15 protein-coding genes (1 of these 15 cut by a window edge) are annotated in these 11,460 nt (G+C 41.9%); 2 read left to right on the forward strand and 13 right to left on the reverse strand.

The features are described from left to right. Window positions 1–57 precede the first annotated feature (57 nt). The 10 genes from MTP09_RS11760 to MTP09_RS11805 all read right to left on the reverse strand — a co-directional run bounded on the left by MTP09_RS11760 (window position 58) and on the right by MTP09_RS11805 (window position 8,009). Window positions 58–312 (reverse strand): GlsB/YeaQ/YmgE family stress response membrane protein, encoded by a 255-nt coding sequence (locus MTP09_RS11760; RefSeq protein ID WP_243548549.1) that lies wholly within the window; start codon window positions 310–312, stop codon window positions 58–60. A 166-nt stretch (window positions 313–478) separates the two neighbouring features. After that, on the reverse strand, window positions 479–1,435 hold the full coding sequence (ftsY, locus tag MTP09_RS11765; RefSeq protein WP_243548550.1) for a signal recognition particle-docking protein FtsY: 957 nt from the start codon (window positions 1,433–1,435) through the stop codon (window positions 479–481). After that, on the reverse strand, window positions 1,435–1,854 hold the full coding sequence (locus MTP09_RS11770; RefSeq protein WP_243548551.1) for a type II toxin-antitoxin system VapC family toxin: 420 nt from the start codon (window positions 1,852–1,854) through the stop codon (window positions 1,435–1,437). The genes ftsY and MTP09_RS11770 overlap by 1 nt, the downstream gene beginning before the upstream one ends. Next, window positions 1,851–2,129, reverse strand: coding sequence for a DUF6364 family protein (locus tag MTP09_RS11775; RefSeq protein ID WP_243548552.1), 279 nt, complete (start codon window positions 2,127–2,129; stop codon window positions 1,851–1,853). Before MTP09_RS11775 ends, MTP09_RS11770 begins: the two co-directional genes overlap by 4 nt. Before the next feature lie 138 nt (window positions 2,130–2,267). Next, window positions 2,268–2,420, reverse strand: a complete 153-nt coding sequence (locus MTP09_RS11780; protein ID WP_243548553.1) for a DUF4295 domain-containing protein — start codon at window positions 2,418–2,420, stop codon at window positions 2,268–2,270. A 19-nt stretch (window positions 2,421–2,439) separates the two neighbouring features. Continuing rightward, window positions 2,440–2,622 carry a 50S ribosomal protein L33 gene (gene rpmG / locus MTP09_RS11785; protein ID WP_039341297.1) on the reverse strand — a complete coding sequence of 61 codons (183 nt, stop codon included), beginning with the start codon at window positions 2,620–2,622 and terminating at the stop codon, window positions 2,440–2,442. 6 nt (window positions 2,623–2,628) lie between these two features. Continuing rightward, entirely contained in the window at window positions 2,629–2,865 is a 237-nt protein-coding gene (rpmB, locus tag MTP09_RS11790; RefSeq protein ID WP_048499659.1) for a 50S ribosomal protein L28, read from the reverse strand. 359 nt (window positions 2,866–3,224) lie between these two features. Beyond that, on the reverse strand, window positions 3,225–4,259 hold the full coding sequence (murB, locus tag MTP09_RS11795; RefSeq protein WP_243548554.1) for a UDP-N-acetylmuramate dehydrogenase: 1,035 nt from the start codon (window positions 4,257–4,259) through the stop codon (window positions 3,225–3,227). A 96-nt stretch (window positions 4,260–4,355) separates the two neighbouring features. After that, window positions 4,356–5,561, reverse strand: coding sequence for a pyridoxal phosphate-dependent aminotransferase (locus tag MTP09_RS11800; RefSeq protein WP_243548555.1), 1,206 nt, complete (start codon window positions 5,559–5,561; stop codon window positions 4,356–4,358). Between the two features lie 303 nt (window positions 5,562–5,864). Further along, window positions 5,865–8,009: a M3 family metallopeptidase gene (locus MTP09_RS11805; RefSeq protein WP_243548556.1), complete on the reverse strand. Its 2,145-nt coding sequence runs from the start codon at window positions 8,007–8,009 to the stop codon at window positions 5,865–5,867. A gap of 58 nt (window positions 8,010–8,067) precedes the next feature. Between MTP09_RS11805 and MTP09_RS11810 the strand changes: the two genes are divergently transcribed. After that, the gene (locus MTP09_RS11810; protein WP_243548557.1) at window positions 8,068–8,862 is read left to right on the forward strand and encodes a head GIN domain-containing protein; all 795 of its coding nucleotides are present in this window, start codon (window positions 8,068–8,070) and stop codon (window positions 8,860–8,862) included. A 288-nt stretch (window positions 8,863–9,150) separates the two neighbouring features. Here MTP09_RS11810 and MTP09_RS11815 read toward each other — a convergent pair whose 3' ends face one another. Genes MTP09_RS11815 through MTP09_RS11825 form a run of 3 tightly spaced genes read right to left on the reverse strand, consistent with a single transcriptional unit; the run spans window position 9,151 to window position 10,986 of the window. Further along, on the reverse strand, window positions 9,151–9,969 hold the full coding sequence (locus tag MTP09_RS11815) for a TPM domain-containing protein (protein WP_243548558.1): 819 nt from the start codon (window positions 9,967–9,969) through the stop codon (window positions 9,151–9,153). Beyond that, complete coding sequence (locus MTP09_RS11820; protein ID WP_243548559.1) at window positions 9,950–10,378, reverse strand: TPM domain-containing protein; 429 nt, start codon at window positions 10,376–10,378, stop codon at window positions 9,950–9,952. Before MTP09_RS11820 ends, MTP09_RS11815 begins: the two co-directional genes overlap by 20 nt. Next, the gene (locus MTP09_RS11825) at window positions 10,378–10,986 is read right to left on the reverse strand and encodes a LemA family protein (RefSeq protein ID WP_243548560.1); all 609 of its coding nucleotides are present in this window, start codon (window positions 10,984–10,986) and stop codon (window positions 10,378–10,380) included. Before MTP09_RS11825 ends, MTP09_RS11820 begins: the two co-directional genes overlap by 1 nt. An 80-nt stretch (window positions 10,987–11,066) precedes the next feature. Between MTP09_RS11825 and MTP09_RS11830 the strand changes: the two genes are divergently transcribed. Next, a protein-coding gene (locus MTP09_RS11830; protein WP_243548561.1) for a dihydrofolate reductase crosses the window boundary here: on the forward strand, window positions 11,067–11,460 show its 5' portion. 95 nt of this gene lie beyond the right edge of the window; only the first 394 of its 489 coding nucleotides appear in the window; its start codon is at window positions 11,067–11,069; its stop codon lies beyond the right edge, outside the window.

Here is an 11,460-nt window from a genome sequence, read left to right on the forward strand (position 1 = left end):
AAGACATAAAAAAAGCCGGGCAGAAATTTCTGTCCGGCTTTATTGTTTCAATATTTTTTATCCACGTTTGGTGGCCATTCCGTAAATCCAGAGGATGATCAAAGCTCCTACAACAGCGAGCGCCATGCTGCCAAAATTAAATCCGGTTACATCACCGAGACCCAGAAGCTGCCCGACAAAGGCACCTACATAAGCACCCACGATTCCCAGAATAATTGTAATGAGCCATCCCATGTTCTGATTTCCTGGCATGATGAATTTTGCGATTGCACCTGCGATAAGACCAAAAATGATCCAAGTTAAAATACCCATAGTTTTAAAATTTTAATGTTAATATTTAGTGAATTTGTTTTCCGTAGTTGATTTATCAAACATAAGACCAAAACAAGAATACGCTCCCTAAAATCCACAAAATTTCTTGAGATCCAATCACTTTCATCAGAATAAAGGTACAATTAAAAAGTTAACCGCCAAGCAATTAACTTCTTTTTTTGAAAAATGAATCCACAAACTCCGCACCATTGAATAATTGAAGGTCCGTCATTTTCTCGCCCACTCCGATATATTTTACCGGAATTTGGAACTGGTCCGAAATTCCGATGACTACTCCGCCCTTTGCAGTCCCGTCAAGTTTCGTCACCGCCAAAGCATTCACTTCCGTCGCCGCCGTGAATTGCTTCGCCTGCTCGAAAGCATTTTGACCGGTGCTTCCGTCCAAAACCAAAAGGATTTCGTGTGGTGCATCGGGAATTACTTTCTGCATCACTCTTTTGATTTTGGTAAGCTCGTTCATTAAGTTGACTTTATTATGAAGTCGTCCCGCAGTGTCGATAATTACCACATCTGCATTGTTTGCAACCGCGCTTTGAACCGTGTCAAAAGCAACTGAAGCTGGATCCGATCCCATATTTTGTTTCACAATCGGCACTCCCACTCTCTGACTCCAGATCACCAACTGATCCACTGCGGCTGCTCGGAAAGTATCTGCAGCACCGAGAACAACGGATTTACCTTCGGATTTAAACTGATGCGCCAGTTTACCGATCGTCGTCGTTTTACCAACTCCGTTCACACCCACGACCATGATGACGTAAGGTTTTTTGTAATCGTCCACATTTCCGGTTCCGGCGTGTGGGTTTTCGAGCAAGAGCGCGGTGATTTCTTCGCGGAGGATTTTGTCGAGCTCGTCCGTTCCCACAAATTTGTCGCGGGCAACACGGTCTTCGATCCGGTCGATGATTTTAATGGTCGTTGAAGCGCCAACATCGGATGCGATGAGCACTTCTTCCAAATCATCCAGCACTTCTTCGTCAACTTTTGATTTGCCGACAACCGCTTTGGAAATTTTTTCGAAAAAACCCTGGCTGGACTTTTCCAGTCCGTGATCAAGGGATTCTTTTTCTTCTTTATTGAATATTTTTTTGAACCAACTCATTATTTATAAGGTGTTAAAGTATTTAGAAAATTTTCGGGGGTCATAATCCTTAAACTGCTTTTTTGACAATCCTTTAGATTTCGGGTGAGAAGAATTTTAAGACCAGAACTTTCAGCAGAAAAATTTTGGAGCGCATCTTCAAAATCATTAAAATCAGATTGCAGCGATTTTAGAACAACAGACTTATCGATTGAAATAATATCCACAACATTCATCAATCCTGTAGCGAAAGTAAAACAGGTTTCTTTTGAAAAATTTTTTCGTAACAAATAATAAACGTTGGAAAAAATAACCGGAGTAATGAATCCTTCAACTTTTTTCTTTTCGCATAAATCCAAAACTTCTTTAGAGTATGTGAAATAAGGTTCTCTATTGAAAAAGAAGTCCAATAAGATATCGCTGTCTAAAAGGATTTTCATTTGAGATATTTTTCTTCTAACCGTTTTAGCTTTTCTTCTTTCAAATCAAGATCGGTGTATCTTGCAGGGTTCTTCTTTATTAGTTCCATCATTCTCTTTGTGTAGGGAGAAAGTTCATCTTCCCTATCTTTTGCAATATTCTTTTTTGATTTTAAAGACAAAAGATAAAGATAATTTTCGACTAATTTTGAAAGACTTCTGCCATTTTCCTTCGCATATTCTTTCGCATCATCAATAATAGATTTATCTATCGTTAAAGTCAGTTTGGTATTCATCCTAATATTTTAACAAAGATAGAATAATTTTTAACAACACGTGTAAAAATCTAAAAAATTACACGTGTAAATAAAAACTCATCCAAAAAAAAAACTACCCAAAATTGGATAGTTTTTATATGTTCTCGAGAGATGCAATTATTTCTTTAGGAAACTGTCAACCTCATCCGCGTTCATTACTTTTTCTTCAAAAACGTAAGCACCCGATTTAGGCGACTTCACCATTTTGATTACTTTGGTCATTTTTTTAGAAGACCCGTCTTTTAGGGACGCTACTACTTTCTTTGCCATTTTTTATTGCTTTAAAAAATTACTTGATTTCTTTGTGTACGGTGTACTTCTTCAGAACCGGATTGTATTTTTTCAGCTCCAGTCTTTCAGTAGTATTTTTCTTGTTCTTCGTAGTAATGTATCTCGACATTCCTGCTACACCGGTTTCCTTGTGCTCAGTACACTCCAGGATTACCTGAACTCTATTACCTTTTTTTGCCATGACTTCTTATTTAATAAATCCGTTTCTTGTTGCTCTTTCCAACGCTTCCTCAATCCCAATTCTATTGATGATTCTCAATCCGTGTGCAGAAACTTTCAAAGTTACAGACTTCTCCTGCTCCGGAAGGTAAAATTTCTTCTCCAATAGGTTAATTTCAAAACGACGCTTCGTTTTGTTATTAGCGTGAGAAACGTTGTTTCCTACCATTGCACGCTTTCCTGTTATTTGGCAAATTCTTGACATATCCCGATGTTCTATATTACTAACTAAATATTTGAGAGTGCAAAAGTATGGAGAAATTTTCAGATAGACAAATAATTATAAAAATATTTTGGCGTCAGGTTTCGGACCCAAAGTTCAAAGTAGTTCAATGGCTAAGTGGTTCAATGATTCAGTGGTTCAGATTGTTTGATACGCTGCTCATCATCACTTATCATTTTATCGCCTATCACTCACCCACTCTCCAACACTCCAACTCACCTACACTCCAACTCTCCAACTCACACACTCAAAAATTTCCTTTACCCCAAAACCCTAAAGGGAGGGAAATTTTCTCGCGCAAACTCACCTACACACCACTCTCCAACTCACCCATACTCCGACTACACCACATTCACCTCCCTTTCCAATTCGATCCCGAATTGTTTGTTTACGGACTCTATTATTAATGAAGAAAAATCGAAGATTTCTTTTCCGGTGGCGTTTCCGGTGGCATTGACAATCACAAGTGCCTGTAATTTGTGTGAAGCGACATTTCCCATTTGTTTGCCTTTCCATCCGCATTGTTCGATCAACCATCCCGCAGGAACTTTCACCAAATCTCCACTCGGATAATGCGGAATATCGGGATGATTTTTTTGTACCGCTAAAAACTGCTCCATTGAAATGGTCGGATTCTTAAAAAAACTTCCTGCATTTCCAATCACTTTCGGATCGGGCAGTTTACTTTGGCGAATACTAATTACCGCCTTAGAAACCTCCTGAATGGTGGGATTCATCACGCCTATTTTTTCCAGTTCGTTCTTAATCGCGCCGTATTCCGTTTTAATGGTGTGGTTTTTTGTGGTGAGTTTAAAGGTGACCTCCAAAATCACATACTTCCCTTTTCCCTCCTGCTTGAAAATCGAATCCCGGTATCCAAACCTGCATTTTTCGTTGTCGAAATTTTCCACCTTCAAAGTTTCCAGATTAAGGACTTTGCAGCGCACAAAACAATCCTTGATTTCCGTTCCGTAGGCACCGATATTCTGCATCGGCGAGGTCCCCACATTTCCGGGAATCAGCGACAAATTCTCGAGTCCACCGTAATCTTTACGTAAACAGTATTGTACAAACTCGTGCCAGTTTTCGCCCGCTTTCGCCGTTACCTGGACTTCATTATCATTGATTACCTCTTCAGAAATTCCCTTCAAATTCAACTGAATCACCAATCCCTCAAAATCTTTCGTAAAAAGAATATTGCTTCCACCGCCTAGAAAGAGTGGGTGAGTTGGGGAGTCGGGGAGTTGGAGTGTGGCTAGGTTTTTTAAAACCTCAATAAGTTCTTCCGCCGAACTCACTTCCGCAAAATACCTTGCAGAAACATCAACTCCGAAAGTATTGTGATTCTTTAAAGAATAATTTTCCTGGATGGTCATTAAAATAATTTATGGCAAATTTATTAATTCTAAAAGACAAAATGCCACAAACACTTTATTCGTGCATTCGTGGCATTTTATCAAATGTATCTTAAATTACAGATTAAACTCAATCTTATATTTCTGCAGCGCGTCGTTCAGCAGTTCCACGCTTCTTCGCAAATCGTCTTCCTTCAGAACATAAGCCATCCGCACCTGTTTTTTTCCAAGTTCGGGATCGCTGTAGAAACCACTCATCGGCGCGACCATAATGGTTTCGTTGTTGTGGGAATAGTGTTCCAAAAGCCACTGCGCAAACTTGTCGGAATCGTCGATCGGAAGCTCTACACCGCAGTAAAAAGCACCTTGAGGTTTAGGGCAGATTACTCCGGGAATCCCGTTTAACAAATCAACCATTAGGTTTCTTCTTTTGGTATATTCTTCACGCACTCTCAGGATGTATTCCGTATCGTTGTGGTGCGCTGCAGCTGCCGCGATCTGTCCGAGCAAAACCGGACTCAATCTTGCCTGTGCGAAAAGCATTGCCGCATCGTGTATTTTCTTCGAACGGGTAATCATACAGCCGATTCTTGCGCCACACATCGAATACCTTTTTGATTCGGAATCGACGATGATGCAGTGGTCCTTCAACTCCTTAAACTCAAGCATTGAAATCTGCTGCTTTCCATCATAAACATATTCACGGTACACTTCGTCGGAAATAATCACGATGTCGTGTTTCAAGGCAATCTGCGCCAACTTTTCAAGCTCTTCTCTCGTATAAAGATATCCGGTAGGATTCCCAGGATTGCAGATGATAATCGCTCTGGTTTTATCGGTAATTTTTTTCTCGAATTCCTCAACAGGAGGCAGCGCAAAACCCGTATCAATCGACGAAGGAACTGCCACTACATTCACCTTGAAAGTATTGGCAAAACCGTTGTAGTTCGCATAATAAGGTTCAGGAATAATCACCTCGTCGCCATCGTCGCACAATGTGGAAATGGCAAAATTCAGCGCCTCCGAACCTCCGTTGGTCACGATGAAATCGTTGGTCGTCAAATCGGTGAATCCCAATCGGTGGTAATAATCCTGCAACGCCTGTCTGTACTCCAGATTCCCTTCGGAAAGCGCGTACTCATAAATCTTAAGGTGGTTGTTTTTCACAGCGTCCAAAGCGGTTTGCGGCGTTTCGATATCGGGTTGCCCAATATTCAGGTGATATACTTTTATCCCTTTCTGCTTCGCCTGCAGCGCATAAGGAACCAACTTTCGAACCGGTGAAGCCGGCATATTTTGGGCTCTAAGAGAAATTTTCGGCATGATTTTAAAATTTCCACAAAAATAGTGTTTTTTTAGGAGCTTCACAGTTTTCGCTTCTCTGGAAATGCGGTCCGGTTTTCCGCTGTATCTTTTCCACTGGATTCCGCTACGCTCCACCAGCGGAAAAGGATGCCGCTGCAACCCGGGCTAAAAACTCTTACGGTTTGTCTTTGAAAGGATTTACCCTCAAACAAAAACCGCCCAGAAATTCCGGACGGTATTGTTTTGCGTTTTCTTGACACACCATAAATCACGTCTCAACGGGGATTCACCATTCACAATGAAATGGATTCACCCCAAAAATTATTTCATAAACCCTTTATTAATCAACAACGGCTTAATGCTCGGTGTTCTTCCGGTGAAATCTTTGAACGCCTGATTCAGATCTACAGAATTCCCAACGGACAGAATATATTTTCTGAATCGGTCACCGTTTGCTCTCGTCATTCCACCATTTTTCGAGATCCAGTCCCAAGCATCGGCATTCAGCATATCGCTCCACATGTAGGCGTAGTATCCTGCAGAATAACCACCACCCCAAATGTGTGCGAAATACGGAGAATGGTATCTCGGCGGAACTGCGTTTAACGTAAACCCATATTTATTCAAAACATTTTTCTCGAATTCCAAAGTGGGTCTGAACTGCGATTCGTCGGTCACGGAATGCCAGTTCATATCCAAAGTCGCCGCAGAAACCAGTTCAGTTGTAGAATATCCCTGGTTGAAAGTTCCCGCATTTTTGATTTTGTCCACCAAAGATTGCGGCATCGGCTGCTTGGTTTGATAATGGATGGCGTAGTTTTTCAGCACTTCAGGTTCGAGCGCAAAAAATTCGTTGATCTGCGAAGGAAACTCCACGAAATCTCTCGGCGTATTCGTACCCGAAATCGAAACATATTTTTGGTCGGCAAAAAGTCCGTGCAGAGTATGCCCAAACTCGTGGAACATGGTGGAAACATCATCATAAGAAATCAATGAAGGTTTTCCTTCGGCTGGTTTTTGGTAATTGAAGACATTCACAATCACCGGTTTCTGACCCAAAAGATGCGACTGCTCCACAAAATTGCTCATCCACGCTCCACCGTTTTTGTTGTTTCTGGTATAAAAGTCGAGGTAGTAGATTGCAAGCGACTTCCCGTCGCGGTCGAAAACTTCATATACCATCACATCAGGATGGTAAACCGGCAAATCTTTTCTTTCTTTAAAGGTAATTCCGTAGAATTTTTCGGCAGCAAAAAACACTCCTTTTTCCAAAACGGTTTTCACTTCAAAGTACGGTTTGATCTGGTTTTCGTCCAAATCATATTTTGCTTTTCTCACTTGTTCTGCGTAGAAATTCCAGTCCCAAGGTTCGACGGTGAAACCGCCTTTCTGCGAATCGATCAGCTTTTGGATCTCGTCGCGTTCCTTGGTTGCGGCTTCAACTCCGGGTTTTGCGAGCTGCGCCAAAAGGTTCATTGCGTTTTCTGGATTCTTCGCCATCTGGTCCTGGAGTTTCCATTCTGCGAAAGATTTTTTTCCCTGCAAATGTGCTTTTTCCATTCTTAGTTTTGCTTGTCTTTCAAGAATGCTTCGAGTATCGTCGGCATTTCCTTTTTCGGCACGGAACCAGGAAGCTTTAAAGAGTTTCTCACGTGTCGCACGATTTTTCAAATTCTGAAGAAGCGGTTGTTGAGTTGTATTTAGCAAAGCTAAAAGGTATTTCCCGTCGTGTCCCGCTTTTTTGGCATCAGAAGCTGCGGCGGCAATTTCGTCGGCAGAAAGTCCGTCGAGTTCCTTTACATTATCAATCAGCACAGCTCCGTTTTTTCTCGCATCGAGAAGTCTGTTGGAAAACTGTGTGGAAAGCGTCGCCAACTCCTCATTGATTTTTTTCACTTTATCCTTATCGGAAGCGGAAAGATTCGCACCCGCGATCTCAAATTTCTGCAGGTAATATTCGGTTAACCGTCGGTCTTCGCCTTTTAAACTGTTCAGGTCGATCGACTTTATTCTTTGGTAAAGGTTGTCGTTCAGATAAATTTTATCGTTCTGCGCTGCAAATTTTGGAGCATACTCTTCTTCCAGTTTCTGCAGATACGGATTGGTGTTGGAACCCGTGAGATTATCAAAAATAATTTTAGCCCTATTTAATACTGCTCCGCTTTGTTCGAGCGGTAAAACGGTATTTTCAAAAGTCGCCACCGATCTGCTGTTTGCGATTTTTTCTATTTCCGCGAGTTGCTGCTTCAAGCCAAAATCAAACGCAGGTTGAAAGTGTTCGTCCTTAATCTTGTCGAATTCCGGAGCTTGGTATTGAAGCGCGCTCTTCTTCATAAAGGGATTGTTCGCCAAAGCCGCGTCAGAAACGGGAACTTCGGTGTTTGTGTTTTCAGTGTTTTTCATCGTCGTACAGCTGGAATTAAACGCCAGCGAAGAAATTAATAAAACGGATGTAATATTTTTCATTTTTGAATTGTTATTGATTGTAAAGGTATTAAATTTAACGAAAATAAATTCCGCTCTTATGAAAACAATTGGATTAATCGCAGTTTCAGCACTTTCACTTCTTGCATGCAACATCAAAAGCGAAAGTGGTTTTCCATTAAATATCGTGCCGAAGGAAGGAAGTGGCACTATTGTACAGAAAGAATTCGAAATGGATTTTGACCAGATTAAAGTGGTGCAGTCGATTTCTGCAGAAGTGGTAAAAGCCGATCAGGAAAAAGTTGTGATTTCCGCACCTTCCGATTTGATGGACGATATTTTGGTTGAAAATAATGGTGGTGAGCTTTACATCCACTTCAAGCCGGGAGTGAATATTTCTACCCGAAATGTTTCCGCAAAAATTTTCGCTAAAGATTTCAATGCTCTAAAGGCAAGTTCCTCTGCAACCATTATCGTTAAAGACAAATTCACGCAGGACAGAACCGATATTTCCGTGTCGAGTTCAGGAACAGTCAAAGGCGATCTGGAAGCCAATGATCTGTCGATCGACGTTTCCAGCTCGGGAGATTTTTCGGGAAAAATTTGGGCAGTGAATCTGAATTCGGAGGTCACTTCTTCCGGCGATGTCAATATTTCAGGGAAAGCAAAAAATGCAAACCTTCGCGCTTCATCATCGGGAACTTTGAACGCTAAAAACGTGATTGCCGAAAACGCAGATATTCAGGCATCGAGCAGCGGTGATGTGAATTTATCGGTTTCCAACAGTTTGAAAGCATCCGCAAGTTCATCCGGCGACATCGTAGTTATAAAAAAAGGAGCGTTGAATATTTTAAACAAAAGCGAAAGCAGTGGAGGAAGCGTAACGGTTCAGTAGGAATTTGAGGGAATTTGAGGGAATTTGAAATGGTTTGAGGTTGTTTGAGGGGACTTGATATGGTTTGAAGTTTGAAGTTTGAGGTTTGAAATTGGGTGTTCAAGTTTCAGGTTTACTCACAATTTTTTTTTATTTTTTTTATTTGAGTTCGTGAATGCTTCGCATTTCAGGTTTCAGGTTTCAGGTTCACATCACCCCATCACTTATCACTCATCACTCATAAAATCTCCAACTCTCCAACTCTCCAACTCAACCACTCACCCACTCTCCAACTCTCCCACGCAAAACCTACCATCCTCCGGAAGCACCGCCGCCGCCGAAACTTCCGCCGCCACCGAATCCGCCGAAACCGCCGCCGCCAAAACCGCCACCGGAACCTCCGCCAAATCCGCCACCTCCGAAACTTCCAGGGAATGGGAAAAATCCGCCTGGATAAGTTCTTCGTCCACGTCGGGATAAAATGACATCATCGTCATCGTCGTTGTTGTAGTTTCCACCGCCGCCTTTATTTCTGAAGAGGAAACTCAGAATAATAACGATGAAAATAGCGATAAATAAGATTTCGAATGGAGTTAAACCGCCGTCAGAGGAAGTGTCTTTGACGATTGGTTTAAATTTTCCCTGAACCGCCTCCATCAATGCAGTAGTTCCGCGGTTGATCCCTTCGTACCAAAGTCCCTGCTTGAAATTGGGCGTCACAATATAGTCGATGATTTGTCCCGCAACAGACGCGGTTAAATATTGCTCCACCGCTCTTCCCTGTTGGATCGACATTGTGCGGTCTTCAGTCGCGATAAGAAATACAATTCCGTTATCAACTCCTTTCTGGCCGATTCCCCATTTCTGTCCGTACATCGTGGCGAGATAATTCACATCTTCGCCTCCGGTTGTGGGAATAATGATGACCTCGATTTCCGTGGAAGTAGAATCTGCAAACTTGATGAGTTTTTGGTTCAGGACGTCTTTCTCGGTCTGGTTCAAGAGTCCGACTTCATCATAAACCGGATAAAGAACCGCCGGCTTTGCAGGAATTTTCTGGGCAAAAACAAAGATATTCAGCCCTAAAAAAAGAAACGCAAAAAAGTATTTAGGAGAACGTAAGCTCATTCGGCAGTTCGTTTGGATTTTCTCCCATTATGGGAAAGTATTTCTTAAGTTCCACACCAGTATCCAGAACGGCATCACGCAAACCGCCGAAGTAATTTTTCTTCGAAAATTCCGCAGTGATTCGGTCGTGCATTCTGTCCCAAAAACTTTGGTGGACTTTCTTATGGATTCCCTCGTCGCCAATAATGGTGAGATACTGTCGCTCGAAATTCACGTGGAAAAGCACAGCGTTTTTTTCAGCAGTCTGATCTTTGCAGAGCGTCTTGAACACTTCAAAAGCCATCTCCGCATTGTTCCCTTCGGTATTGGAATCGATGTGGATTCTGATTTCTCCGGTGGAACAATCTTCTGCTGTTTGAATGGCTTCCACGAGGGAAGCCATTTCAGTATCTGTGAGGAAGGTATTCATTAATTAGTGAAAACTTCTGGCGCTTTCTGAGCACCTGCATCAGCTTTGAAGTAAGGTTTTTCTTTAAAGTTGGTAAAATTCGCTAAAATATTGTTTGGGAAAGTTTTGATCGTAGTATTGTAATCCTGAGCAGCTTCGTTGTAGTAAACCGTTTCGCTTCTGATGCTGTTTTCGATCGCGGTATATTCTCTTTGGAAGTTGGTGTACTGCTGATCGGCTTTCAGGTTGGGATATTGTTCCACCACCGCCATCAATCTGCTCAAAGCTCCGCTCAGTTCACCTTGCGCCGCCTGGAATTTCGCCATATCGGCTTCCGTCATATTCGTAGGATCGATGGTTACAGAAGTTGCTTTTGACCTTGCCTCGATTACTTTGGTTAAAGTTTCCTGCTCGAACTGGGAGTAAGATTTCACCGTTCTCTCAAGGTTAGGAATCAGGTTCGCACGTTTCTGATACACGGTCTCAACATTCGACCACTTGGTGTTTACGTTTTGTTCTTTAGTCACAAAATTATTATAGCCATTTTTACCCCAGAAAAATAAAATAGCGGCAATAACGAGAAGAGCAATCCCAATGGTTCCGGCGCTCATACAACCTCTGTTTCTCATAGTTTATATTTTTTATTGTTTATAAAATCGATACCCAAATATACAAATTATGTGCTAAATTTGTAAAAAATTATAAAAAAATGATAACATTGGTAGTCGCGATGGGCTTGAACAGAGAAATTGGCATAGACAACCAGTTACCATGGCACCTGCCGAAAGACCTGAAACATTTCAAGGAGATTACTTCCGGACATCCGATCATCATGGGGCGAAAAACTTACGAAAGCATCGGAAAACCACTGCCAAACCGCACCAACATTGTCGTGTCGAGAAAAACCGATTGGTTTGAAGAGGGAATCCTGATCGTAGGAAGCTTGAAGGAAGCCCTGAAATTCGCACAGAAAATCGACAAAGACATCTTCATCATCGGTGGCGGAAATATTTTTGAACAGACGATGGAAATTGCCGACAAACTGGAAGTTACGGAGATAAAGACCACGATTGACGCAGATACTTTCTTCCCGAAAATCGATG

This window comes from Chryseobacterium suipulveris, from assembly GCF_022811685.1.
Classification (GTDB): Bacteria; Bacteroidota; Bacteroidia; order Flavobacteriales; family Weeksellaceae; genus Kaistella; species Kaistella suipulveris.